The organism is Psychrobacter sp. 1176_08, assembly GCF_052850615.1.
The window spans coordinates 85,453-110,947 of the sequence record NZ_VXCU01000003.1; the positions used below are offsets into that span (position 1 = coordinate 85,453).

Consider the following 25,495-nt stretch of genomic DNA (forward strand, 5'->3'; position numbering starts at 1 on the left):
TTTAAGGTTCCAGTCCTCATTATAGATACAGCCACATCACAGACTCGACAGCAAAACACTGGTTTCGCTATTCAAAATGCCATCTATTTCTCTCACTTGACGCAGCACTTCATCAAATTCTCTCAAACTTGTCGTATGTATCTCTGCTACCAAGTCCCATGCCCCATTGGTTGTATGAAGCTTGATCAGTTGCGGGATCCCTCGTAATTTCCTAATCACTTGTGACGTAGATTTGCCTGTTACTTCAATCATCATCATTGCTTTGACAGTTTCTTTATCTAGTGCCTCATGCACTCGAATCGTAAATCCTAAAATAGCGCCGTTATGGATTAGTCTATCCAACCTGTTTTGGACAGTGGCACGTGAGACTTTGAGTTTTTTCGCAAGGTCTGAGATGGTTGCTCGACCATCTTGTCGAAGTTCAGATATCAGTTCGCTATCTAAAGAGTCATAAGTGTAGTACGCCATAAAAGTGCTTCCTTCATCAAGTTTTGACATTATGCTAAGTGGCACTTATCAATATGTCAAAAATACATCAATATTTAATAAGTTATTGACATTTTAACTGACAATTATAGTTGATAGCATATTGATTGTCGGTTTAACAAATAATATTCATGGAATGGAGAAAAACTAATGTCTAAATTTATCGTATCACAGAAGCAAGGTGTGCCATTTGTTAGCGTACAGGCGATGGCTAAAATGATTAGCAATCATGGTATAGAACAGACCATAACAGAATTGGTAGATGCGTTAGAGCAAGATTTTTCTCGCTGGGATCAGTTTGAAAAATCCAGTCGTTTTGCCTCCCACTCAAAAGATGGTGTCATAGAGTTAATGCCTGTCAGCGATGGCGACATGTTTGCGTGCAAGTATGTTAACGGTCATCCTATCAATACCAAGCGTGATTTGCAGACGGTAGCGGCTTTTGGCGTGTTGTCTGATGTTGACACAGGCTATCCGATTTTATTGACAGAAATGTGTATTTTAACGGCACTGCGTACAGCGGCGACCTCGGCACTGGTTGCCAAACACTGTGCGCCTAAAAATGCTGAAACGTTGGCGCTCATTGGTAACGGTGCTCAAGGTGAGTTTCAAGCAATGGGTATGAAGGCAGTGGTAGGTATTTCAAAAGTGCGCTTGTATGATGTTGACCCAGCCGCCTCTGAAAAAGTAGCGCATAACCTTGCCGATTCAGGCTTAGATATTACTATTTGCAAAACCGTAGAAGAAGCCGTTGAAGGTGCAGATATCATCACTACCTGTACCGCAGATAAGAAAAACGCCACCATTCTGCGTGATGACATGATCAAAAAAGGCGTCTATCTCAATGCCATCGGTGGCGACTGCCCTGGCAAAACGGAGCTGGATGCCAACATTTTACTAAGAGCCGATCATGTCATTGTAGAGTTTGAACCACAAACTCGTGTTGAAGGCGATATTCAACAGCTTTCTCAAGATTTTCCTGTGACCGAGTTTCACCGCATCGTAAAGGGTGAGAAAGACGTACGCACCAACGACAATAATTTAGTGGTATTTGATGGTGTTGGTTTTGCCTCAGAAGACTTTACGGCTTTAGTATTTTTGCGTGATTTGATCAAAAAACAGGACGCCTATGAGTTACTTGATTTGATTCCTCATCAACAAGATCCTAAAAACCTCTATTCGGTAGTGAAAGCGCATAGCAAGGATCGTAGCGTAGCGACGATTGAAGCTGAGTCTATGGCATAAGTGGCTAGAGGCTATATATTTGATCCACTACAAAATAAATAGAGCGCTGCTGAGATAAATTTTGCGCCGCCTCTGTCTGCGAAGGCACAGCAAGCCAGAAAAATTTGTTTCAATAGCGTGTGATATTGGGATATATCTTTTTTATGTAGGACTGACTATAGCCAAGTAGTTAGGAAAAATAGATTTAAATGATGAAAAAATTGTTTTATTTAATGGAGACAGAATAATGAATGATTTAATGAAAAACGTGCGAATAGTAGAAGTGTATTCGGATGTCGCAGGGTACAAAAAAGGCGCGTCTCTAGGCATTGATGCATTGCGCGCCTCATCAAAAGAGCTCAACGCAGAGTATTATGAAAAACTGCAACTTGACAGTATCAAAAATGACTATATCCATGAAGAAGAATCGCCATTTAAACATGCAAAATACGCTGATGTGATTGAGCCTGTTATTTCTAAATTGGCACACAAAATAAAAGAGATTAGAGAAGAGAATCAATTTCCGATTGTCATTGCAGGCGATCATTCTAGCTGCGCAGGTACGATGCATGGTCTAAAAATGGCGCATCCTGATGCTGAGATCGGTGTGGTGTATATAGACGCTCATGCTGATTTTCACTCTCCGTATACCAGTGGATCAGGAAATATGCACGGCATGCCTTTGGCAATGGCCTGTGCAATCGATAACTTGGAATGTAAGCGCAACGAGCTTTCTGACGAAGAAAAAGCGTACTGGGAGCGATTGAAGTTTATGGCATCTGATGAGCCATCAATCAAGCCAGAAAATGTGGTGTTCTGTGCGGTTAGAGATTATCAAGAAGAGGAGATGGAATTAATCAAAAGACATAAGATTCCTTTATATAGCGTGGCTGAAATAACCAAAAAAGGCATCAGCGCCACAGTAGCAGAAATCTTCAAAAAACTAGAATACTGCGATCATATTTATGTGTCATTTGATGTGGATAGTGTTGATCCTTTATACGTTCCAGGAACAGGCACGCCTGCCATGAATGGCCTGTCTTATGAGCAAGCCATGCAGCTTAATATAGAGTTGATTAAGAATGAAAAAGTATGCTGTTGGGAAATGGCAGAAATCAATCCCTTGTACAATAACTCAAAAGACGACTCAACGAGAATTTTTAAGATTTTAGAAGAAGTTACGCATTCACTTTTGAATAATTACTAACCTAAATTTTAAAATAAGTTAAAGAATCCAATCTAAAACATCATTATATAAGATTATTTAGGTTGGTTAAAAAGGGACGAAAGGTAACAATAATATGGATATTATTAAAGCCAGTGCTTCAGATCAGGATGTCAGCAGTAACAGTATCAACATCAAACAATTTTTAAAATTCTTCATACCCTCTATGATAGGGTTGATCGTCTTTGTATTTCCTATTCCCTATGTGGATGGTAAGTTTGTCAGCTACTCAGACGGATTTACCATTCCTATCGCTGTGCTAAAGGATTATATACAAGGTTATATGAGCGACTTTTTACCATTGCTCGTTGTCATCTCAATTATGATTACGGTGGTTGGCAGCTTATATACCAAAATCATGAAACCTGCATGGATTTTAAACAATCAATTTTTGAATAATTTACTGAACGTCAAAACATCTTGGCTAATTCTTAGAATGCTTGGTGCATTTTTTGTTGTTGTGACCTATTTTAAATTTGGATTTGAGGCAATATATTCAGACAGTATTGGCGGTCTATTATTGTATGAGCTCATGCCCATACTTTTTATCGTTTTTTTCTTAGCAGGATTATTGCTGCCGCTATTGCTAGATTTTGGCTTATTAGAATTTGTTGGCGTTTTATGCACCAAAGTCATGAGACCGTTATTTGGTTTACCAGGTAGGTCATCTGTCGATTGTTTGGCATCATGGTTAGGTGACGGCACGATTGGTGTGTTACTAACGGATAAACAATTGCAAAGTGGGTTTTATACCAAAAGAGAAGCAGCGGTGATTGCAACAAGCTTTTCAGCGGTTTCAGTGACATTCTGTTTGGTGGTGATTTCTCAGGTCAAGCTAGAAAGTTACTTTATCAATATGATTGGCGTGGTTGCGTTGTGCGGCATCGTTTGTGCGCTCATCGTACCAAAGTTATTCCCTTTGTCTAAAATTGAAGATACGTATATAACAAAGAACGATGAAGTAGATTGTGAAGCCATTCCCGAAGGAAGAACGCTATTCAACTATGGCTTACATAAAGCCGTTCAAAAAGCGGACAAGAGCCCCAGTTTTTTGACCTTTTTAAACGATGGGTTAAAAAATATCTTGGATATGTGGATAGGGATACTACCGATCGTCATGGCAATTGGAACGTTAGGGTTGATTGTGGCAGAAAAAACGCCCGTATTTGATTATTTGGGTATGCCATTTATTCCATTCTTAGAGCTATTAAATATCCCGTTTGCAGCAGAGATGTCAAAAACGATCATGGTAGGTTTTGCAGATATGTTTTTACCCGCTATCATCGGCTCTTCCATAGAATCAGAATTAACGCGGTTTGTCATCGCTTGCTTGTCAGTCTCTCAATTGATCTATATGTCGGAAGTCGGCGGATTGATTTTAGGAACAAAAATCCCCGTTAGCTTTGTTCAGTTATTAGTCATTTTTCTATTAAGAACCGTTATTTCATTACCGATTATTGCATTATGTGCTCATATGATTTTTTAAGGATATTCAGCTGTAAATTTGGCTTTGCAAGCAAGTTTTTTAAATAGGGCTGTCTAAAAACTAGTTGTACCACGTCTGAACAGAAATCAGCAGCAAAAAACCACCTATCAAGGTGGTTTTTTGCTGACATCGAACTACTTACAAGATAGGTATTGGCTTTTAAGAGTATGTCAATCTGAGCTATGCTGAGGACAGCATAATAAATATGGTTTGATTTTTATCGTCAGACTACGTAATTAACATCTCCCAAAGTTAATTGTACGGATTTGACGGTAGGAGTCAGTACTTGCTCGACGTTATCATTAATTTGTTTTTTACAACTCACTCGGATATACAATATTGGTATAACTGTAATTATGGACGTAAAGCGTTATTTTTCATACTCTCAGCCTGAACATATACTTAGAAAACATGTAAAATAACAAATATTATATTAATTAGAAAGACAAGATCGTTTAGGAAAGTGAAAGTAAGAATGAACATAATAAATCATAAAATGCTAGAAGGTTGTATGAGCGATACTCCTTCAGACGCTCTCATAAGATTGATATATATCAGTAAGGTAAATACCAATAAGATGTCTGTGTTTAAGCATATACAGACTCACTCGGAGAGCTTTAATAGAGGCAATAATATTAGAGGTTTTTTGTGTAATAACGAAGAAAGCTTTTTACAGTGCCTAGAAGGTTCAAAGGGTATAGTATTCTCTCTTATGCAAAGAATTTTCCAAGACGTTAATCATAAAGAGGTAGACGTCATTTTTGCTGAAAAGGTAGGTGGTTACAGCTTTTTAGATTGGCGCATGCATAGCCTTTATCTAAACGATAGTAACTGGGAAAAGATTTCAAATCATACTCAGCTGAGCGATATTTCGCCATTTAAACCAGAAACTTGGCCGAATTGGTTTGTAGAGCATTTTATAGAATGTGTCAAGATAGTGAATTATTCCAACATAGATGAGGATTTTGATCACATTACGTTTGATACTTTAGGATATTCTGAAGTTGAAAAAAAGTTGGCAAATGATGGCTTGTTCTTTTACATCTTTCTTGGTTTACTCATTTGCTCGATAGTGGCTATTTTATTATTTAAGTATGATGTCATTTCTTAGCACTATTTATCGACGTAAATTTTAGTACTCTAGTAACACTCATGATCTGGTCGTGATGTATGACCTTGATTAATATAAAAATTTTATTTGTAATGCGTTGCCAAGTTGATTAAAGAATAGTACCACATCAGGTATATTCATCGTAAACGTGGTGTGGAAGTTGCCATTATTTTTTATAAAGCCACAACAAATGCGATAGTTTCCCATTGATATATACGTTCTAAAATAGAGTTACCAAATGTAGTTTTCAAATCAATAAAATACCTATAGTTTACTATCTGTAATAGGTGGAATTTTGCAGTAGAGGTCAAAAAAGAGTTTTAATTTAGAGTATTTTGAAGGGCTGGCCACCATCGCTTTTCTAAATGACTTAGAGCGGATTGAATAATCATTACTATGAGCTGATGAAAACTCCATTTCTCCTATAGCCCATATTTCACAGACAAAAAAAGCCCCGATCGTGAGATCGGGGCTTTCTAAATTTGGTAGGCATAAGCAGACTCGAACTGCTGACCTCTACCATGTCAAGGTAGCGCTCTAACCAACTGAGCTATACGCCTATTTAGGTTGAGCATTTTAGCAAGTTTTGAAGACTTTGCAAGTCTTTTTTATACCAATATCAAATTATAATCAAAATACCAAGAAAATAGTCTCATTAGCACCCGCATGCTTACTAAAACAATAGCCATGACCTGATTTTGATACAATGTTGCGAGCAACAACATACTTGAATGGCAGAACCAGATAGAAGTGTTACCATGGATATCAAAGAGTGATAAAGACGCACAGTTAATAAATAAGATTAAAATATATAGGAGAACAAAATGGGCTTATTAGTCGATGGTCAATGGCAGGACAAATGGTATGACACAGATGCCAATGGTGGACGCTTTAAACGTGAAGACTCAGGTTTTAGAAATTGGGTAACCGCCGATGGTAGCGCAGGGCCCTCAGGTAAAGGCGGTTTCAAGGCCGAAGCCAACCGTTATCACTTATATGTGTCTTTGGCTTGCCCTTGGGCACACCGAACCACCATTTACCGCAAACTAAAAGGGTTAGAGGACATGATTTCGATGTCTGTGGTGCACCCATTTATGGGAGACAAAGGATGGACGTTTGCAGAAGGTGAGGGCGTCGTTGCCGATCCGTTATTTGACGCCGACTACTTATATGAAATTTATACGGCTGCCAAGTCAGATTATACAGGGCGCGTGACAGTTCCTGTTCTATGGGACAAGCAAACAAATACTATCGTAAGTAACGAGTCTGCTGAAATCATTCGTATGTTTAACTCAGCCTTTGACGAAGTAGGGGCAGCAGAAGGTAACTTTTTACCATCAGAGTTGTTGGCAGAAATCGATGAGATCAATGCGTTTGTCTATTCTGCAGTAAACAATGGGGTGTATAAAGCAGGATTTGCAACCACTCAAGAAGCTTATGAAGAGCCGGTAACAGAGCTGTTTGATGCGCTAGATACACTAGAAGCACGTTTAGCAGAGCGTCGTTATTTAATAGGTGATATTTTAACAGAAGCTGACTGGCGTTTATTTACCACATTGGTTCGTTTCGATGCCGTTTATGTCGGGCATTTTAAGTGCAATATACGCCGTATCGTTGACTATCCAAACCTTTGGGGGTATCTACGTGAGTTGTATCAGGTATCAGGTGTGGCAGAGACAGTCAATATGACGCATATCAAGACGCACTATTACACCAGCCATGCCAATATCAATCCTACCCGTATCATACCAGTGGGTCCTGTTTTGAACTTCAATGAACCGCATGATCGCGCGCGTTTGTAATATAGTTGGCTCGAAATAAAATAGATACATGAATAGTCACATGCTACTGGTATAAACTTTCCTTGCGTGCTGCTAAACAGAGGCTACGCAAAATCCATCTCAGTAGCACTGTATCGGTTTTAAAGTAAATCGACTATATCTAAGCCAAAACCCATTGGGTGTCTAAAATTGGCCGAATAAGTGGATTGATTTTGTTTGGTTAAGTCAGCTCAATAATGAATAAAAAATGCGCCAGCTGATCTCAGTCAGCTGGCGCAATGCCTTCAAAACTCATAAAAGTACGTCTAAAAGCTAAGCGTTATTTAACTGTCTGGCCGCTTCTAAGGCAAAATACGTTAAGATGCCATCAGCGCCCGCACGGCGGAAACCAATCAAAGATTCTAAAATAACGGCGTCGCTTAGCCAACCATTTTGAATGGCGGCCATGTGCATGGCGTATTCACCAGAGACTTGATAAGCGAATGTTGGTATACCAAAAGTATTTTTCACTTCGCGGATCAAATCCAAATACGGCTGACCTGGTTTAATCATCACCATGTCAGCACCTTCATTGATATCCATTGCCACTTCATGCAAGGCTTCAGCACGATTACCAAAGTCCATTTGGTACTGTTTTTTATGTCCGCCTTTTAGATTGCCAGCACTACCAACGGCATCACGGAATGGACCATAGTAAGCGGATGCATATTTGGCTGAGTAGGCCATGATGGCGGTATTGGCAAAGCCTTCTGCTTCAAAAGCATGACGCATGGCTCTGATGCGACCATCCATCATATCGCTAGGAGAGATAATATCAGCACCAGCACGAGCGTGTACCAAAGCTTGCTTGACCAACACCTCAACAGTTGCATCATTGACGACATAACCGCTGTCATCAAGTAAGCCATCTTGACCATGTGACGTGTACGGATCTAATGCCACATCAGTCATGACGACCATTTCTGGCACGGCATCTTTGACGGCTTTGACCGCGCGTGCAGCAAGGCCGTCTTCATCATAAGCTGCCTTGCCATCAGGGGTTTTTAGTGAGTTATCAACGACAGGGAAGATATCAATTGTCGTCACGCCTTCAGCCAACAATTCCTTGGCATAGTCGATGAGCAAATCGATGGACAAGCGCTCAACTCCTGGCATGCTTGCAATGGCTTCGCGTTGATTGGTGCCTTCTAATACAAAAACAGGGGCAATAAAATGTTTAGGATGTAGCTCAACTTCACGAATCATCGCTCGAACGTTGTCGTTATAACGCAAGCGACGTAAGCGAGTTTCAGGAAATTGGCGATTAAAAGTATAAGTCATGATTTTTCCTTATTTAATTATCAGTCACTGCTATCGTAATATTAAAATGATGGTCTTAAATAAACGGCCTCATTTAAACAACTCAGTAAGCGGTACAGCATTTTATTGAGCGTATATTATAGTGCCACTACTATACCCAATAGCTGGTGACAAAAGCAAAAAACCCCACCAAGTCGGTAGGGCTGATTGTATTTAGCAATGGTTAATGTGAAGATATATTAACCTTGTAAGAGTAAGCGATTATAGACATTATTCAGCAATTTGTGTGACAGGCACTTGCTCAACATTGTCTTCATTTTGAATGGTTTGTCTAGTCACCACACCTACAGCTGTCTCTTTTTTACCATCATCATTGACATCGACAACCGCGGTAGGTTTAAAAGTAGTGACTTTTTCGCCTTGCGCTTGTTTGATGTTAGCCACTTCTTGCGGTGATGCGACACGTGCTGAGCCAGCTGCATCAATAGCATTGACGGCTTTTGCTTTATTGGTATTGGTCGGCAACGTCAGCACCTGAGCCAAATTGGTATGCTGCGGTACTGGTATGATCGTTGGTACGTCTAGATTGGCACCGCCACCCAACACTTGATATAGCTCAATTTGGCTAACGATTTTTTGTAATTCCAAATCTAAAATACCTTGCTGCGTTGAGAACAACGAACGCTGCGCATCAAGCACATCTAGATAGTTATCGATACCCGCTTTAAAGCGTGCATCAGCGATTTGATACGTCTGCTCAAAGTTATCTTGCAGACGATATTGTGACTCTAGCTGTTCGCCAAGTGTGGCACGCGTTGCCAATACATCTGACACTTCGCGGAAAGCCGTTTGAATAGAGCTCTCATAATTTGTCAGAGTTTGTTCACGTTCAATCTTAGCCACATCATAATTGGCATCTAAACGACCAGCGTCAAAGATAGGCACACTAATACTTGGGCCAAACGACCAACCAACTGAGCCGCTTTTGAATAAGTCATTTAGACTACCGCTACTGACACCGATACTGCTTGCCAAACTGATAGAAGGGAAGTAAGACGCTCGTGCGACTTCCAGATTGGCGCCAGCTGCTTTTAAGTTATATTCCGCTTGTAATACATCAGGACGATAGCGTAGCAACTCACTTGGTAAGCCAGCGTTGAATATTTGCTGACTGGTAATATTGCTAACGGCAGGCGTTGGAATCAAGTTGGTCGGAATGGGCCCACCAACCAAAAACTGTAGCGCGTTGCGTGACGTCAAGATACTGCTTTGCGCACGTAACACGGCAAGCTTGGCGGTCTCCAATGATGCACTGGCTTGCAAAGAAGGCAGTTTTGGATCAATACCTGCCTCAAAGCGTTTACCCGCAATAAACAGTGATTGCTCACGGCTTTCAACCGTCGCCTCTGCCAGTTTTAGCTGAGCCAAGCTGTAGCTTAGATTGGCATAACTTTGTGCAATATTACTAATAAGACTGATCTGAGTCGAATCTTTAGCCGCTGTTGTGGCCAAAAAGTTCTGTAATGCTTGATCTTTTAGGCTAGAGATTTTGCCCCAAAAATCAAGCTCATAGTTTGCCAAGCCAAGATTGACGCTATAGCCATCACTGGTGACGCTTCTTTGACGCTGGCGAGTATAACCTGCTGAACCATCAATACTTGGTAAATCATTGATATCAGTAATCTGATATTGTGCCCGCGCTTTTTCGATGGCCAGACGCGCACTTTCAAAGTCTTTGTTATTTTCAAGACCTAACGCAATCAAGCCTTTTAGACGATCGTCACTATAAAAATTCTGCCAACGCTGACTGGCAATACTGGGTTGCTCAGCCGTACTTGCCGTTTCCTTGTCGAACGCACCATAAGTTTGTCCAATCGGAATATTCGGCTCTGCTAGGACAGGGCGCGTATCAGCTTTTGGGATAGTATTACAAGCTGCCATACTCATCGCTAAGGCGGTTAAACCTAGTAAACGACTGCTGTTTCTGCGGATCCGTGATAAAGCGGGTTGCGTCGCGGTAGTAACGTTCGTTACCGCGACTGAGTTGATGGTAAATATTTTTTGGGCACTCATTGTGTATTATCTCCAAAACTTACAGGCTGATAACTCTCAGAAGGCGTTGGGTTATGTGGATCAGGCGTACCATTGCCTCCATCTCTATCGTTTGGCTTGTTGTTCTCGTATTTGTGCGGGAACAGACTACGTACCCAAATATAGAACATAGGGATAAAGAATATACCTAAGAAGGTAGCGGTAACAACCCCACCAAGTACACTAGTACCAATGGCATTTTGACTGCCTGAACCAGGACCTGTGGCGATGAATAATGGCACAACACCCAGTCCAAAGGCAAGCGAGGTCATGATAATAGGACGCAAACGTTGACGCGCCGCTGTCATGACAGCCTCGGTAAGACTATACCCTTCCTCTTGGTGCTCTTTGGCAAACTCAATAATCAAAATAGCATTTTTCGCGGATAGACCAACCACGGTGAGTAGACCTACTTGCAAATAAATATCGTTACTAAACCCGCGTAGCAATGTAAATATCACAGCACCCAATACCCCAAGAGGAATAACCAATAGTACTGAGAACGGAATCGACCAACTCTCATACAGGGCAGCCAGACATAAGAATACCACTAAGATTGAAAGGGCATATAGCATTGGCGCTTGTGCACCTGATTTTTGCTCTTCAAGTGACATACCCGTCCATTCATAACCCACACCTTCAGGCAAATCTTGGATCATAGTTTCCATCGCGCTCATTGCTTCACCAGTACTTAAGCCCGGCGCTGCGCTACCTTGAATGTTCATTGATGGCAGACTGTTATAACGAGTAAGACGTGGTGAGCCAGATTCCCATTCACTACTGGAGAATGCGTCAAATGAGATCATATCACCGCCATCATTACGTACATACCATTTGCCGATATCATCAGGATTAGTACGGCTACTTGGTTCTCCTTGAACATAAACGCGTTTAATACGTCCACGATCAACGAAGTCATTGATGTAACTTGAACCCCAAGCCGTAGAGATAACGCTATTAATATTGGCCAATGACAAGCCATAAGCGGCGGCTTGCTCTTGGTTGATATTCACTTTCAACTGTGGCGCATCTTCTTGACCGTTCGGACGTACACCCGCAACTTGATCATTTTGCGCTGCCATACCTAGCAGCATGTTACGTGCTTCTAGCAAGCCTTCATGTCCAAGATTGCTTGTATCCTGAATCATCAAGTCAAAGCCACTGGCGTTACCAAGTTCAGTAATGGCCGGTGGTACAATGGCAAATACTTGTGCCTCATTTAACTGAGTAGTGAAGTAACCCATGGCGCGACCCGCAACACTTTGCGCGGTGTTTTCTGCACCAGAACGATTCTCCCAATCTGACAAGCGTACGAAAGCCAGACCCATGTTTTGCCCTTGACCCGCAAAACTAAATCCTGCAATCGTAAAGACGGATGCGATATTATCGGTCTCTTGCGTTTCATAGTAGTCGCTGACTTTATCCAATACGTCCTGCGTCTCATTTAGTGTAGAACCGGCAGGAAGCTGAACCAAGGTGAACATAATACCCTGATCTTCTTCTGGTAAAAACGAGCCTGGAATACGTAAAAAGACGACAGCCATGATACCGATGATGGCTGCATAGCCGATTAGATATAGCCATTTAAAACGAATACTTTTACCAACAAAGTTTTCATATGAGCGACTAAGCTTAAAGAAGCCGCGGTTGAACCAACCAAAGAATCCTTTTTGCTCTTCACTATTGCCTTTTTCATGACTTTTGCTACGTTTGAGCAACGTCACACATAGGGCAGGGGTAAAGATAAGCGCCACTAATGCTGACAACACCATACTGGTAATTAGAGTAATAGAGAACTGACGATAAATTACCCCGGTTGAACCACCAAAGAAGGCCATCGGCACAAATACCGCGGATAAAATCAACGCAATACCGATAACGATTTTACTGATCTCACCCATCGACTGTGTTGTGGCATCTATGACAGAGATATGGGGGTCTTCTTCCATGATACGCTCGACGTTTTCAACAACGACGATGGCATCATCGACCAGTAGACCAATGGACAGTACCATTGCAAACATGGTAAGTACGTTAATACTAAAGCCAGCCACATAGAGTACGGCAAAAGTACCAAGTAAGACTACAGGTACAGCGAGCGTTGGAATAATCGTTGCACGCCAGTTCTGTAGGAAAATGAACATGACGATAAATACGAGCACAATGGCTTCAAGTAGCGTCATCACAACTTGTTCGATAGATAAACGAACAAATGGCGTCGTGTCATATGGAACAACGGATACTAGACCAGCTGGGAAGTTTGATTCCAGCTCTGCCATACGCGCACCAACGGCTTCACGAGTTTCAAGTGCGTTTGCACCGCCCGCCAATGAAATACCAATACCCGCTGCTTCTTGACCGTTATACAGTGAGATAACGCTATAGTTCTCACTACCGATTTCAACATCGGCAACATCACCCAAACGCACTTGTGCGCCAGAAACATCGGTTTTTAGTAAGATGTCTCTGAATTCTTCAGGAGTTTGTAAGTAGCTTTGGACAGTAACGGTGGCATTGATAACTTGTTGGTCGGTATCAGCAGGTGCTTGACCTAGCTGACCTGCAGAGACTTGCGCGTTCTGCGCACGTACTGCTGTAACCACGTCAGATGGCACCATGTTATAGCTACGCAAGCGAGCAGGGTCTAACCAGATGCGCATGGCATAAGTTGAGCCAAACACCTGTACTTCACCCACACCTTCGACACGGCTGATCTGATCAACGACATTTGAGTTGACATAATCGGCGATATCACTGCGGTCCATGCTACCGTCTTCAGAGACGAAAGCCTGTACCATCAAAAAGCTGCTAGAAGATTTATTGACGTTAACGCCCTGACGCTGTACCGATTCAGGTAGCGAGCTCATAGCGGCCTGTAGCTTATTTTGTACTTGCACCTGTGCTGTATCAGAATCTGTACCGTTTTCAAAGGTCAGTGTGACAGAAGCACCACCATTCGATGAGCTTGATGACGACATATACATAAGCCCGTCGAGACCTTTCATACGTTGTTCAATAATCTGTACAACTGAGTTTTCGACGGTTTGTGCGTTAGCACCAGGATAGCTTGCACTGACTGAAATAGTCGGTGGCGCAATACGTGGATACTGTTCAATCGGTAGATTAATAACCGATATCACCCCGATGAGCATGACCAAGATAGCCAATACCCATGCAAAAATAGGGCGATTAATAAAAAAACGTGACATAGTATATCCCTAAGTCTTCCTATCTTTGAATGGAATTATTGAGCAGCGGCTTCTGTTTGTTTTTCGCTAGAATTATCATTGCCAGCTGGTTTCTTATCCACTGTCTTTGCAGCCTGTTGCGGCGTTTTGGCAGTCGAGGCGTTTTGTGCAGAAGGTGCTGGATTGGCATTTTCTAACGGTTTTACGACCACTTCTTGTTCAGGTTTGACCTTACTGCCACCAATGACAACAACCTTATCGCCTGCTTGCAAGCCATCCGTTACTACCCATTGTCCATTGTAAGTACCATCGATAGTCACTGGACGTACTTGAATTTTATTGTTTTGATCAGTGATATAAACTTGCGTTTCCCCTTTAGGTGTACGCATTACAGCACTTTGCTGAACCAATGCTGCATTACTGATCACGCTTTGTGTCAAGCGGGCAGTTACATACATACCTGGTAACAACAGATTATTACTATTTGGGAAGATAGCTCGTAAAGTAACAGCGCCTGTTGACTCATCAACTTTTGCTTCAGACAAAGCAAGCTTGCCGCGTACTGGATACACTGAGCCGTCTTCTAATACCAACTCAACTGAGTTCATACCTGGCTGTGCCTTGCCTTCAGATATTTGCTGACGTAGCTTTAATAGCTCAGATGAGGACTGACTGATATCAACATAAATAGGATCTAAGCGCGAAATAGTGACTAGCGGATCAGCCTGACCTGCGCTCACCAATGTACCAGCAGTCACGCTAGAGCGATCTGTACGACCAGTAAGTGGCGCACGTACAATAGTACGATTAAGATCTAAGTTGCTCGCCGCTAAACCCGCCTGAGCCGTTTGAATACCAGCCCTTGCGCTTTCGATGCCCGCTTGTGTTTGTCCAACAGCAGCGGCAGCGCTTTGTACCGCTGCTTGCGCGGTACGTACTTGTGTTTGCGCTTGATCATACTGCTGCTTTGAGATGGCATCAATGCTTACTAAGCCCTCTAAGCGCTGTAGATCATTTTGCGCTTGCGCCAATGATGCCTGACGGCTGGCGAGCTCAGCCTTTGCATTGGCGTTATTTGCCTGTGCTGTCTGATAGTTGGCTTGTGCTTGTTGCACAGCTGCCTGACCACTGGTGACAGAAGACGCATAGTTATCGGTATTAATACGGTAAAGTGGTTGGCCTTCTTTAACGTTACTTCCTTCACGGAACAGTACTTCTTCAATGACACCGTTGACCTGTGGGCGAACGTCAGCCGTTTGGTAAGCTGCGGTACGTCCAGAAAAAGTTTGTACTTGAGGAACGGTTTCTAAGGTGACAGTCTGCACGTTGACAACCGCAGGCGGCATCTGCTGCTGTGCGGCTTGTTCACCAGCAGCGTCCTCGTTTTTGTCACAGCCGATAAGTACAGCTCCAGATAGTACAGATGCTATTACAAGCGCAAGAGTAGAGTGCTTCATCAATGTCCTCGGCAATATGTATGAAATAAAGAATGACAGTATAAAAAATTGTCAATAAATCTTAGCGTATCGAATATTAAAATTAGTATTTACCCCAAGCACTTATACTATCTTTGCTTAATTAATTCTCAATAACACGTAATAGGCGGAATTTCCTACTAAAGTGTCCAATAGATATATATGTTTAGTATTGGTGTAAGACTTTGTAATGCCGAAAGTGTAGCTAAGCTACAGATTCAACCGATAAATTTAATGAGTAATTATAAACTATAGGGGTAACCCCACAGTCAAGTAATTGAATATAAAATTTGAGACAAAAAATGACAACGGAGGGGTTTTAGGGCGAATAAAATATCGCTATCGCAAGCACTGGCTTTACTAACAGCTATTAAGGAGGCATACAATCTTCAATTGAAACCTATTGTAAAATTTTGTGAAAACAGCAAAACCGTATGAGCATTAAGGTCTTAAAACCTCTGTAAATCAGCTTTGTAAACAAAAAAATAATTTTGGCAACCATTAATTTTGATTAGAGCAATAATAGCGTAACCGCAGTACTTGAGAGACAACATTTATCATGCTACTACTGCTCACCGTCAAAGCAAACATGGCTACAATAAGCGGGCGCTCGCCAATTCAGTTAGCTGATAGAGACCTTTGCGATAACGATTGTCAGGCAAGGTTGCCAATGCTTGTTGTGCTAGTTTGGTTTCTTCGAGCGCTCGTTGTTTACAGTAATCCAGCGAGCCTGAATGACGTACCAGCTCGATAAGCTGTTCTGCATTTGGGGTTTTGCCTGTTTGTACGGCAACACGTAATTGATCGTAGCCTTTAACATTGCTGTTTTTTAGCAACTCGAGCGCCTTGATAGTGGGCAGGGTCGGTTTGCCTTCTGCCAAGTCATCACCCAAATTTTTACCCATTAAAGCACTGTCGCCGCTGTAATCAAGGACATCATCAATGATTTGGAACGCATTGCCAAAGTGCTGACCAAAGTCACCTAACGCTTGCAGATACTCTGTTTTGCCTTGCAAAATAGCAGCGCCTTGGGTGGCCATCATAAACAGACGTGATGTTTTTCCATCGATAATTCGTAAATAGTCTTCTTCCGTTGCAGCAGGATTGTGTTGATGTTGTAGCTGTAACACCTCACCCTCAGCAATATCACAAGTGCCATCTGAAAAAATCTGTAACAAAGGCAAGCTTTGAAAGCCGACCAGTAGATTAAAAGCGCGAGCAATCAAATAATCGCCGACCAATACAGCAGTGGCATTGTCCCATGTCGCATTGGCTGTTGGCTTACCACGGCGCTGTCCTGACTCGTCAATCACATCGTCATGAACCAAAGTAGCCGTGTGTAGCATCTCAGTAATCGCCGCTAAATGCATGGCATTTTCTGACGGCGCATCATCAAACATACGGGCGCATAGCAAAGTAATCAGCGGACGCATACGCTTGCCGCCAGCATCGATAACATGCTGAGAGACGCTCATCACTAGCTGAACTTTCGAATTTAGGCTACCAAATACTTGCTTGTCCATAATCTCAAAATCATCGGCCACAATGTTTTGGATATCAGCATAGCTCAGTGTCGATTGAGGCTTGGAAGGGATATTATTTATAGAAGTGCTGGTCATAATAAATAGTCATATTAATAAGAATAAAGAAAGTGTTTATAGCCTTGGTTTTATGGTAGGTAAGGCAACGTTTTACCTATAATAACATAGCTCGGTATCCAAATTGTCGGTTAAAGCACGCTAATAATGAAGCAATAAATTTTTATCAAAATAAAACTGGTTATCTAAAAAAATTGGGTGTGAATTGCTAAAATAGACTCAACTATTTAAGATGAATTTGTTGCGCATATTATAAGTATTCGATAAGGCAATAAAAGAACAAAAGGCTATAAGTAACTGATTATATGAGTTATAATAGCCATCTTTAGGCATATGACACTATTGAATGCTATTTAATGCTATGGTATGACGTATTTTTATACTGGATATCAGGTTTGCTATACTTATAGACGGTATTTTATTCCTTAATATAAGATAGAATTTTTAGTGTCATTACATTATAAAGACAAGCTGCGCTACTTGCTTTTCTAAGCAAAAAGACGTAAAATCTTGCCTTTAATTTTTCCCTGTCGTGTTCGTCGTAAAAGCGTTGGTATGATATCAGCCACGGCACACGGGTTAAACGGAGTCATACAATGTACGCAGTAATCAAAACTGGTGGTAAACAGCACCGTGTAGTTGTCGATGAGCTTTTGAAAGTTGAACTACTAAAAGCAGAAAAAGGCGAAACAATCAAATTTGAAGACGTGTTGATGGTTGTTGACGGTGAAAACGTCAAAATCGGTCAGCCTGTTGTTGATGGCGCTAGCGTAGAAGTTGAAGTTGTTGAGCATGGTCGCGGCGAAAAAATCCGTATCATCAAGCACAACCGTCGTAAGCATTATCACAAAGAGCAAGGTCACCGCCAATGGTACACCTTGTTAAAAATCAAAGCCATTAATGCCTAATTACTTATTTAGCTATCATTGCTAAACAGCGCACTAAATGCTTAAGAGTTGTCGCATTAGCGATAAGTCACATTAACAAGGAGATTTTCTCATGGCACATAAAAAAGCTGCCGGTTCGACTCGTAACGGTCGTGATTCAAACCCAAAAATGCTAGGCGTAAAAATCTTTGGTGGCCAAGCCATCACTGCTGGCAACATCATCGTTCGTCAACGTGGTACTGAATTCCACGCAGGCGAAGGCGTTGGCATGGGTCGTGACCACACTTTATTTGCACTGAATGACGGTGTTGTAAAGTTTGCGACCAAAGGTAAATTTAACCGTCGTTATGTAACGGTTGAAAGCGTATAATCGCACATTTTATTTGACTCACTCGTAGAGTGAGTTACTGAAATGACCAAAAGCTCCTATTGCCATCTGGTAGTAGGGGCTTTTTGTATTTATCGAGTTGCCTATTCTTTGGCAAGAAAAGCGATAAAATAGCGCAAAGGTATGTCCTGTAGCCTTTAGCACAGTGTGACTATACTGGTTACAAGTGTGTATGGCAGCCGTAGTAATGATTGCAAATCATGACTAGGCGCGTAATAAAAAAACTGGCACACTGTCTACGTCGTTTATGAATACCAGCGTTTTGTTGGTCATCTAAACAATTATAGAAAACAAAAATTTTATTAGAATATTTTATTTTTAAGTAATTACGTATTTTGAGAGAGGATTGATGATGACTTTATTAACCAAGCAATCAGTTAAACAGACAACTTTAAAACAAAAAATGATGAGTGGCGCTTTAACAGGTGTATTGATGACATCGCTTGGCGTGGCAGCACCTATGATGGCATTGACTCAATCTGCAACTGCTGCGCCTGCCGACAACTTAACAGCGGCCAAGCGTTTGAATAAATTGCTGACAAACACAAAGAGTATGACGGCAAATTTCAGTCAGACAACTAAAGGTGCCAGTAGTGGTACTTTTTCAGGTACGATGAATGTACAACGTCCAAATAATTTTCGCTGGGAAACAAAATCGCCTTCAGAGCAATTGATTGTTGCTAACGGTAATTCTATGTGGATATATGACAAAGACTTGGAGCAAGCGACCAAGCAAAATGTCGATAGTCAAGTTGGTAATACACCAGCGCTCTTACTTTCAGGTGATCCAAGTAAAATTGATAAAAACTTCAAAATCACTCAGCCGTATGACAACAAAAACTACTATGTACTGTATCCAAAATCAGATAGTGCTAGCTTCAAGAGCTTATCTATCAGCTTTAGTGGCGGTAAACCTGTCATGATGGTGTTGAACGATACTTTGGGTCAGACGACCTCGATTAAATTTAGCAACATTAAATTGAACCCAAGCATCAGTAGCAGCCAGTTCAAATTTACGCCACCAAAAGGTGTTGACGTTATCAATCAATAACTGTTAAATACCGGACGTGATAAGTTTTATACTTTAGTGTTTTTCATGATTAGTTGAAGCAAGTGTAATAAAAAAGGACAGACCTGAAACGGCCTGTCTTTTTTGTGGGTATAAAACAATCATCTGATATAATTGAACCATGACGTGATAATGTATTTTCAAACAAAACAGTGCTGACACTATGACATCGATTGAATGGCTTCCATATCAGGCATCGTTGGTAGCTCGTTCAAATGCGTCAATCCAAAAGCATCTAAGAATTGAGCGGTGGTATGCAGTAGCGCTGGGCGACCTAACGTGTCTTTGTGGCCTTTTTCGATGATCCAGCCTTTATCAAATAGCTGCCTTAATATATTGCTGGATAAAGTAACCCCGCGTACATGCTCGATATCGCTGCGTGTCACTGGCTGCTTGTAAGCAATAACGCTTAACGTCTCGAGCAAGGCTTGGCTGAGGCGTTCTTGACGCTGAGGAAAAACGCGCTGTATAAGGGTGCTGTAGTTGTCGGCGATTTGCAAGCGATACCCACTAGCCGTCTCATGCAGCTTTAACACACCGGTGTCTAGCCGTTCTTGTAATAGTCCTAAAGCGTCTGCTAATTCTTTTGTAGACACAGACAGATGTTTCTTCAACGCACCAGCAGTGAGCGGCGCTTCTGAAGCATGCAGTAGTACTTCAATATGTCTACTTATCTCTTCTGAGTTTTCGCGTTTTTCAGACGACATAGGCACAGAGATAGACATTGGTTTTTGTGCTTTATTCTCATACTTTGGGTTATCAACATCTGCCATTAGCTAGGTACTCTTTTTTCACAATTATGTTATCAGTCATAACAATCTCTGCAATGCTGATTATTTTTATGATACTCGTTATTGTTACACCAGCCATTGAAAGGTTAAATTTTCAAATTTAGCATCTGCATCAGCTTGATGGTTATCAACAACAGCCTCTAAAAGGTCATTATCCGTATCATCACTCACCAAACCAATAAGCTGCCGCTTCATCAATTCGAGTACAGCGACAAAACTGACAACAACTCCCACCTTGCCTTGTGACTTATCTAGTAGATCATAAAAGGAGCGAGCACTTCCAGTACTGAGCTGTCGACTGATACTGGCAATACGGTCAGCAAGCGGCACGGTATCAACTTTGATGGTATGCATCTGATAGTCGGGCTGTAACTGCATTTTGAAGAGGCTATCAATCAACAAGGTAGGAGAGTAATTGGGTAATTCAGTTTTCATCACGTCTTGACTTGGCATACTCACCATCGCCAAAAACACATCTCGCTCGAGACGCACCAAGTTGTCTAAACGCTGACTGGCCGCTTTAATCTGCGCATACTCTTCTAGACGTTCAATAAGCTCTGCTTTGGGGTCGCGCTCATCAGTCGGCGTTTCTGGCTTGGGTAACAATAGCTCAGTTTTGATGGCAATGAGAGTGGAGGCCATCAGCAAATAATCACCTGCCAATTCAAAATGGGCTGTGTCCAGCTCGCTGATATAAGCCAGATATTGCTCAGTGATGGGCAATATTGGCAGCTGGGTCAAATCAACGTTGTTCTTTTTGACCAAGTATAATAAAAAATCCAGTGGCCCAGCAAATTGCTCTAACCAAATAGCAAATGCTTGTGGTGGTACATAGAGATCTTCTGGAAGGTGTTGTACGGGCGTCTGGTAAATGCGCAAGGACATATCGTTAGTCTTTGAGTGCTCTTTAATATTTTTTACGTCATTATCATTCAAGAGTTCAGGCATATAGTAAGCACTCATAGACAAAGCAGCTTTCTCAAAAGCTGCTTGTTTTAGTTATAGTACACGTGATCATTTATTTAAGCTTAGCAAGCGGACGAATACCAATGGCTCTACGCGTTTTATCTAGCTGCTTACGGCTATGACGACGCGCTTTTTCTGCCCCCATCTGCAAGATTTCTTCTAGCTCTTTTGGATTGGCCATGAGTTCTTCATAACGCGCGCGGAATGGGGCAATCTCGGTATTAATTTTGTCGAACAAGGCTTGCTTGGCATCACCCCAGCCAATACCTGCCAGATACTGCGCACGCATATCGGCGATTTCTTCAGGCGTGGCAAACGCTTTATATATCTCAAACAGCGCTGAGTCGTCAGGATCTTTTGGCTCATCAGGCAACTGTGAGTTGGTCACGATTTTCATGATAGCTTTGTGCATTTGCTTTTCGGAGCTCACTTGCGAATTAGGCTCGCCAAATAAGGGAATGGTATTGCTATAGCTTTTGCTCATTTTACGACCATCAAGTCCTGTCAATAACGGAATGTCGTTATCAACGACAGCAGATGGTAAGGTAAATAGAGTCTTGTAGCGATGATTAAAGGTGCCTGCAATGTCACGCGCCATCTCAATATGCTGGACTTGATCGCGACCAACTGGGACGTGCGTGGCATTGAACATCAAAATGTCAGCGGCCATCAATACAGGATAACCAAACAGACCCATGGTCACGCCTTGATCAGGATCGACATCGGCTTTCTCCATATTAATATCGACTGATGCTTTATAAGCGTGAGCGCGGTTCATCAGACCTTTTGCGCACGAACAATTCAAAATCCAAGCCAGTTCTGGAATCTCAGGTACGTCTGACTGACGATAAAAAGTGACGCGTTCAGGATCTAGGCCACACGCAATCCATGTGGCTGCAATCACCTTTGTGGACTCATGAATAATAGCTGGATCATAACAACCAATAATTCCGTGATAATCAGCTAAAAAGAAAAACGCTTCATGATCGCTATTTTGGATCGATTCGATTGCTGGACGAATGGCACCGACATAATTACCCAAATGCGGGATACCAGTCGGTTTGATGCCAGTCAAGATACGCTTGGCTTCGGTTAAGCTGGCAGAAGTCTGCTCATTAGGAGTGCTGTTATTACTCATGTGGAATCCATTACTTTATTTATCAAGTTATTATCAATGCATTGGTCATTGTGTGTTTTGAATGACGCAAAATATTAGGCACAAATTATAGCAAATTTCCCTAGCGTTTTTCTTGGGAATAAGGTTCTACTTATAGATATTGGTACGTCCATTGGGTCCGTGTTTAAAACGGCGATGAAACCACATCCACTGAGTAGGATCAATACGAATTAGTCCTTCTAACACTTCATTGACGCGAGTAGCATCAGCGACTTCGTCGTTGCTTGGATAGTTATCCAGCTCAGGCGTAATGGTTAGATGATAGTGGGGACGTTTGCCACGTGGCAGATTGTCTGGCGTTTGACGATAAGTGTGCAATGCCATAACAGCAGGTGGGTGATCTTTGCTGCCCAATTTGGCCATGCGACGTGACGCAGTAATCGTGGCAGCGGGCACGCCAAAAAATGGTGCCATGACCCCTTGTTTTAGGCCATAGTCTTGGTCAGGGGAGTACCAAATGACGTGCCCAGCCTTGATTGAACTGACCAAACTGCGCATATCACGGCTAGAAATTTGCTTACCAAAAATGCTGGTACGACCATTATAAATAAACCAGTCGAGCAGAGGATTGTTCTGTGTGCGATACATACAATCGACAGGAAAAAACTGGGCACAAAATAAGCCACCCAAATCAAGCATCGTATAATGAGCCCCTAATAAGATAACCGGTCGATTGTCTTTTTGAGCGTTGACGATGTGTTGTAGTCCAGAGATAGAAACAGTACGAGTGAAAACATCTGGACGAAACCATGCGCATAAGGTCTCGAACACACCGATGCCTTGATTGACAAAGACTTGTTTTGCCATTAGTTCACGCTCAGCTTCAGGCTTTTCTGGAAAGGCAAGCTTGAGGTTGATTAACGTATCACGGCGACGCGAGCCTGCAATTTTATAACATAAGATGCCAAGCTTGCGTCCCAACCAAAACTGCCAACGAAGGGGCAAATACATCATGGGTAGCATAATAAAAAACAGTAACCAAATACCCCAGTATTTCGGTAATAAAAACTGTTTTTGAAAGGGCTTTTTCTCAGCGTGTGCTGTACGCTTATGAGTTTGCTTAATCGTTGGCGTGCCAGTAGGTATGGCAGGCGATTTGATCGACTGCTGAATACTTGGTGATATATGATTTTTTGAAGAAGATTTGCTGGGGTCGTATTGTTCAGGCGCTTTCATAATATCCTTTTGCAGCACGGTTTATGGCATCGGGTTATAGCTATCTTATGGCATTGAGGCTAATGATAAAAATTTAGTATTATGATGGGGTAGCGTCAAGTGCTTTGCAAGTCAAAATCGCTAAGAGGCATCTGTCAGGCATAATTAACTTCGATGCACTGGTGAGGAAAACAACAGCTTAAATTGTAAACCAACGCTATCTAAATAACCCATTGTCACTCCAAGAGCTATATATAGACATAAAAAAACCTTACAAGCTGTGACCAGCTTATAAGGTTTTGCAAATCTACACGCTTATTTAAGACTGATACTGTGGCTCCGAGAAAAAGCCAATAGAAACAAGAAAATAAGCGAGAGCTTTGATTAACGTTTTGAGAATTGTGGACGTTTACGTGCTTTACGTAGACCCAATTTCTTACGTTCAACTTGACGTGAATCACGAGTAACAAAACCAGCTGCTTTTAGGGCAGGCTTTAAAGTTTCGTCAGCTTCGATTAATGCACGTGTGATACCGTGGCGAATTGCACCCGCTTGACCACTGATACCACCGCCTGCAACAGTCACATACAAATCGTATGAGTTAGCAGAATCTAGTAGTTCTAGAGGCTGGCGAACAACCATGCGTGAAGTTTCGCGGCTGAAGTATTCGTCAAGTGGCTTACCGTTAACAACGATGCTGCCAGTACCTTTTGATAAAAATACACGAGCAGTAGACGTCTTGCGGCGACCAGTTCCGTAATTGCGTTCCATAAGTATATCCTTAGATGTCTAGTTCTTTAGGTTGCTGTGCAGTATGTGGATGTTCAGTACCCGCATATAGCTTTAGCTTCTTGATCATTGCATAGCCAAGAGGGCCTTTTGGAAGCATACCCTTAACTGCTTTGTGTAGAACATCTTCAGGCTTATGTGCAATCAGCTTCGTGAAGTTGGTTTCTTTAATACCGCCTGGGTAACCAGTGTGACGATAATACTTTTTGTCTTGTGCTTTTTTACCCGTTACCGCGATTTTTTCTGCATTGATGACAACAATGAAGTCACCAGTATCTACGTGTGGAGTATAAGACGTCTTATGCTTGCCACGTAAGCGACTAGCGATTTGAGTAGCCAAGCGACCAAGGGTTTTGCCGTCAGCATCTACGACATACCAGTCATGGGTCACTTCAGCTGGTTTTGCACTAAGTGTTTTCATGATAAAACCTTAAAATTAGAATTCGTTGAGAGTTTAGCTGGGAACGGGGCTCTCAAAAAACAGACTGCACATTATAAGCAGTAGCGCCTACGCTTGCAAGCTGCATTGGGGTTTATTTTTGCCTTATATACATTTAACTGCAGCGTTGGGCCAGTTTTTAAGCGGTTTTAGACATTTTTAACAAATACTACACAATTATGACGATGATAGTCGATAAAGTCCAGCGACAACTTGTCCAACTTTGGTTTGTTTTAAACAGTCAAAGCCAACTGCTTTTAGTGTTGCTTGGTGCGGTGCAGTCACATTTTTATTAAGGGTATTTGCCAGTTGTATCAATTGATCTTCTAATTCTTTATCAGCTTCGAGATAAATCAAGGTATCGGTATTGATGAGCGACTGGGTGATTAATGCCATCAAAATAGGTTGCCACAAATCCTGCGCATAAGGCGGGTCAATGAAAACCAAATCAAAATGACGTGGAACCAATTGATTTTGAGTCAAGACTTGCTCAGCTGTGCCCTGAATGACTTGATAAGTGGTTGCATCGAGTCTTAGTTGGTCAGCACTTTGACGTAGCATATGACTCTGCGCTGGATTGACTTCAATAAAAGTTGAGTGGGCAGCGCCTCGTGATAATGCTTCAAATCCTAGTACACCGCTACCAGCACAACTATCAAGTACATACGCACCATGAATATCAGCCAGCAGCCAATTAAACAACGTCTCACGCAAACGATCTGGTGTTGGACGTAGACCGTCAGCCTCGACGAAATGGACGATACGACGTTTAAACTGACCGCCAATGATACGTACATCGCCTGCTGCTGTATTTTTTTTGACTTTAGTGTTTCTCTTTGGCTCGCGGCCGTTTGAAGGTTTGGTCATAAC

21 protein-coding genes and 1 tRNA gene are annotated in these 25,495 nt (G+C 42.0%); 8 read left to right on the forward strand and 14 right to left on the reverse strand.

The window, feature by feature from the left end; all coding sequences use genetic code 11:
* Nucleotides 1-36 precede the first annotated feature (36 nt).
* The gene (locus FW759_RS04715; RefSeq protein WP_062845146.1) at nt 37-468 is read right to left on the reverse strand and encodes an Lrp/AsnC family transcriptional regulator; all 432 of its coding nucleotides are present in this window, start codon (nt 466-468) and stop codon (nt 37-39) included.
* A 168-nt stretch (nt 469-636) separates the two neighbouring features.
* On the opposite strand from FW759_RS04715, the gene FW759_RS04720 reads away from it, so the two are divergent.
* From FW759_RS04720 to FW759_RS04735, 4 genes are all read left to right on the forward strand, one after another.
* Nucleotides 637-1,731: an ornithine cyclodeaminase gene (locus tag FW759_RS04720; RefSeq protein ID WP_446442353.1), complete on the forward strand. Its 1,095-nt coding sequence runs from the start codon at nt 637-639 to the stop codon at nt 1,729-1,731.
* A 226-nt stretch (nt 1,732-1,957) separates the two neighbouring features.
* The gene (locus tag FW759_RS04725) at nt 1,958-2,917 is read left to right on the forward strand and encodes an arginase family protein (protein WP_131400698.1); all 960 of its coding nucleotides are present in this window, start codon (nt 1,958-1,960) and stop codon (nt 2,915-2,917) included.
* Nucleotides 2,918-3,011: 94 nt separating this feature from the next.
* Nucleotides 3,012-4,421: a YjiH family protein gene (locus tag FW759_RS04730; RefSeq protein ID WP_353670187.1), complete on the forward strand. Its 1,410-nt coding sequence runs from the start codon at nt 3,012-3,014 to the stop codon at nt 4,419-4,421.
* Nucleotides 4,422-4,932: 511 nt separating this feature from the next.
* A complete protein-coding gene (locus FW759_RS04735) occupies nt 4,933-5,532 on the forward strand; it encodes a BLUF domain-containing protein (RefSeq protein ID WP_443522419.1) in 600 nt (199 codons plus the stop codon).
* Nucleotides 5,533-6,015: 483 nt separating this feature from the next.
* Here FW759_RS04735 and FW759_RS04740 read toward each other — a convergent pair.
* A tRNA-Val gene (locus FW759_RS04740) sits at nt 6,016-6,092 on the reverse strand.
* A 264-nt stretch (nt 6,093-6,356) separates the two neighbouring features.
* Between FW759_RS04740 and FW759_RS04745 the strand changes: the two genes are divergently transcribed.
* The gene (locus tag FW759_RS04745) at nt 6,357-7,334 is read left to right on the forward strand and encodes a glutathione S-transferase family protein (RefSeq protein ID WP_443505865.1); all 978 of its coding nucleotides are present in this window, start codon (nt 6,357-6,359) and stop codon (nt 7,332-7,334) included.
* A 291-nt stretch (nt 7,335-7,625) separates the two neighbouring features.
* Here FW759_RS04745 and hemB read toward each other — a convergent pair whose 3' ends face one another.
* The 5 genes from hemB to FW759_RS04770 all read right to left on the reverse strand — a co-directional run bounded on the left by hemB (nt 7,626) and on the right by FW759_RS04770 (nt 16,985).
* Entirely contained in the window at nt 7,626-8,633 is a 1,008-nt protein-coding gene (gene hemB / locus FW759_RS04750) for a porphobilinogen synthase (RefSeq protein WP_062845092.1), read from the reverse strand.
* Nucleotides 8,634-8,882: 249 nt separating this feature from the next.
* On the reverse strand, nt 8,883-10,685 hold the full coding sequence (locus tag FW759_RS04755) for an efflux transporter outer membrane subunit (RefSeq protein ID WP_446442354.1): 1,803 nt from the start codon (nt 10,683-10,685) through the stop codon (nt 8,883-8,885).
* Complete coding sequence (locus tag FW759_RS04760) at nt 10,682-13,912, reverse strand: efflux RND transporter permease subunit (protein WP_062845090.1); 3,231 nt, start codon at nt 13,910-13,912, stop codon at nt 10,682-10,684. The genes FW759_RS04755 and FW759_RS04760 overlap by 4 nt, the downstream gene beginning before the upstream one ends.
* Nucleotides 13,913-13,947: 35 nt before the next feature.
* Nucleotides 13,948-15,348 (reverse strand): efflux RND transporter periplasmic adaptor subunit, encoded by a 1,401-nt coding sequence (locus tag FW759_RS04765; RefSeq protein ID WP_062845089.1) that lies wholly within the window; start codon nt 15,346-15,348, stop codon nt 13,948-13,950.
* Between the two features lie 611 nt (nt 15,349-15,959).
* The gene (locus FW759_RS04770; protein ID WP_443505863.1) at nt 15,960-16,985 is read right to left on the reverse strand and encodes a polyprenyl synthetase family protein; all 1,026 of its coding nucleotides are present in this window, start codon (nt 16,983-16,985) and stop codon (nt 15,960-15,962) included.
* A 575-nt stretch (nt 16,986-17,560) separates the two neighbouring features.
* Here FW759_RS04770 and rplU point away from each other — a divergent pair.
* The 3 genes from rplU (at nt 17,561) to lolA (ending at nt 19,290) form a co-directional block, all read left to right on the forward strand.
* Complete coding sequence (gene rplU / locus FW759_RS04775) at nt 17,561-17,872, forward strand: 50S ribosomal protein L21 (protein WP_062845087.1); 312 nt, start codon at nt 17,561-17,563, stop codon at nt 17,870-17,872.
* A gap of 91 nt (nt 17,873-17,963) precedes the next feature.
* Entirely contained in the window at nt 17,964-18,221 is a 258-nt protein-coding gene (gene rpmA, locus FW759_RS04780; RefSeq protein WP_062845086.1) for a 50S ribosomal protein L27, read from the forward strand.
* 370 nt (nt 18,222-18,591) lie between these two features.
* Nucleotides 18,592-19,290 carry an outer membrane lipoprotein chaperone LolA gene (gene lolA, locus FW759_RS04785; RefSeq protein ID WP_095570177.1) on the forward strand — a complete coding sequence of 233 codons (699 nt, stop codon included), beginning with the start codon at nt 18,592-18,594 and terminating at the stop codon, nt 19,288-19,290.
* A gap of 179 nt (nt 19,291-19,469) precedes the next feature.
* On the opposite strand, the gene scpB is transcribed toward lolA, so the two are convergent.
* The 7 genes from scpB to rsmD all read right to left on the reverse strand — a co-directional run bounded on the left by scpB (nt 19,470) and on the right by rsmD (nt 25,492).
* Entirely contained in the window at nt 19,470-20,015 is a 546-nt protein-coding gene (gene scpB, locus FW759_RS04790) for an SMC-Scp complex subunit ScpB (protein ID WP_443505888.1), read from the reverse strand.
* A 150-nt stretch (nt 20,016-20,165) separates the two neighbouring features.
* Nucleotides 20,166-21,047 (reverse strand): segregation and condensation protein A, encoded by an 882-nt coding sequence (locus FW759_RS04795; protein WP_443505862.1) that lies wholly within the window; start codon nt 21,045-21,047, stop codon nt 20,166-20,168.
* 70 nt (nt 21,048-21,117) lie between these two features.
* Nucleotides 21,118-22,203, reverse strand: a complete 1,086-nt coding sequence (trpS, locus tag FW759_RS04800; RefSeq protein ID WP_095570178.1) for a tryptophan--tRNA ligase — start codon at nt 22,201-22,203, stop codon at nt 21,118-21,120.
* A gap of 126 nt (nt 22,204-22,329) precedes the next feature.
* On the reverse strand, nt 22,330-23,418 hold the full coding sequence (locus FW759_RS04805) for an LpxL/LpxP family acyltransferase (protein ID WP_095570179.1): 1,089 nt from the start codon (nt 23,416-23,418) through the stop codon (nt 22,330-22,332).
* Nucleotides 23,419-23,781: 363 nt separating this feature from the next.
* Entirely contained in the window at nt 23,782-24,168 is a 387-nt protein-coding gene (rpsI, locus tag FW759_RS04810) for a 30S ribosomal protein S9 (protein WP_062845080.1), read from the reverse strand.
* 10 nt (nt 24,169-24,178) lie between these two features.
* Nucleotides 24,179-24,607, reverse strand: coding sequence for a 50S ribosomal protein L13 (rplM, locus tag FW759_RS04815; RefSeq protein WP_062845079.1), 429 nt, complete (start codon nt 24,605-24,607; stop codon nt 24,179-24,181).
* 195 nt (nt 24,608-24,802) lie between these two features.
* Entirely contained in the window at nt 24,803-25,492 is a 690-nt protein-coding gene (gene rsmD, locus FW759_RS04820) for a 16S rRNA (guanine(966)-N(2))-methyltransferase RsmD (protein WP_062845078.1), read from the reverse strand.
* Nucleotides 25,493-25,495 lie beyond the last annotated feature (3 nt).

Bases quoted from the DNA above. Each gene is read 5' to 3' on its own strand.
- FW759_RS04715 (WP_062845146.1), bottom strand. From the start codon at position 468: ATGGCGTACTACACTTATGACTCTTTAGATAGCGAACTGATATCTGAA.
- FW759_RS04720 (WP_446442353.1), top strand. From the start codon at position 637: ATGTCTAAATTTATCGTATCACAGAAGCAAGGTGTGCCATTTGTTAGC.
- FW759_RS04725 (WP_131400698.1), top strand. From the start codon at position 1,958: ATGAATGATTTAATGAAAAACGTGCGAATAGTAGAAGTGTATTCGGAT.
- FW759_RS04730 (WP_353670187.1), top strand. From the start codon at position 3,012: ATGGATATTATTAAAGCCAGTGCTTCAGATCAGGATGTCAGCAGTAAC.
- FW759_RS04735 (WP_443522419.1), top strand. From the start codon at position 4,933: ATGAGCGATACTCCTTCAGACGCTCTCATAAGATTGATATATATCAGT.
- FW759_RS04745 (WP_443505865.1), top strand. From the start codon at position 6,357: ATGGGCTTATTAGTCGATGGTCAATGGCAGGACAAATGGTATGACACA.
- hemB (WP_062845092.1), bottom strand. From the start codon at position 8,633: ATGACTTATACTTTTAATCGCCAATTTCCTGAAACTCGCTTACGTCGC.
- FW759_RS04755 (WP_446442354.1), bottom strand. From the start codon at position 10,685: ATGAGTGCCCAAAAAATATTTACCATCAACTCAGTCGCGGTAACGAAC.
- FW759_RS04760 (WP_062845090.1), bottom strand. From the start codon at position 13,912: ATGTCACGTTTTTTTATTAATCGCCCTATTTTTGCATGGGTATTGGCT.
- FW759_RS04765 (WP_062845089.1), bottom strand. From the start codon at position 15,348: ATGAAGCACTCTACTCTTGCGCTTGTAATAGCATCTGTACTATCTGGA.
- FW759_RS04770 (WP_443505863.1), bottom strand. From the start codon at position 16,985: ATGACCAGCACTTCTATAAATAATATCCCTTCCAAGCCTCAATCGACA.
- rplU (WP_062845087.1), top strand. From the start codon at position 17,561: ATGTACGCAGTAATCAAAACTGGTGGTAAACAGCACCGTGTAGTTGTC.
- rpmA (WP_062845086.1), top strand. From the start codon at position 17,964: ATGGCACATAAAAAAGCTGCCGGTTCGACTCGTAACGGTCGTGATTCA.
- lolA (WP_095570177.1), top strand. From the start codon at position 18,592: ATGACTTTATTAACCAAGCAATCAGTTAAACAGACAACTTTAAAACAA.
- scpB (WP_443505888.1), bottom strand. From the start codon at position 20,015: ATGTCGTCTGAAAAACGCGAAAACTCAGAAGAGATAAGTAGACATATT.
- FW759_RS04795 (WP_443505862.1), bottom strand. From the start codon at position 21,047: ATGCCTGAACTCTTGAATGATAATGACGTAAAAAATATTAAAGAGCAC.
- trpS (WP_095570178.1), bottom strand. From the start codon at position 22,203: ATGAGTAATAACAGCACTCCTAATGAGCAGACTTCTGCCAGCTTAACC.
- FW759_RS04805 (WP_095570179.1), bottom strand. From the start codon at position 23,418: ATGAAAGCGCCTGAACAATACGACCCCAGCAAATCTTCTTCAAAAAAT.
- rpsI (WP_062845080.1), bottom strand. From the start codon at position 24,168: ATGGAACGCAATTACGGAACTGGTCGCCGCAAGACGTCTACTGCTCGT.
- rplM (WP_062845079.1), bottom strand. From the start codon at position 24,607: ATGAAAACACTTAGTGCAAAACCAGCTGAAGTGACCCATGACTGGTAT.
- rsmD (WP_062845078.1), bottom strand. From the start codon at position 25,492: ATGACCAAACCTTCAAACGGCCGCGAGCCAAAGAGAAACACTAAAGTC.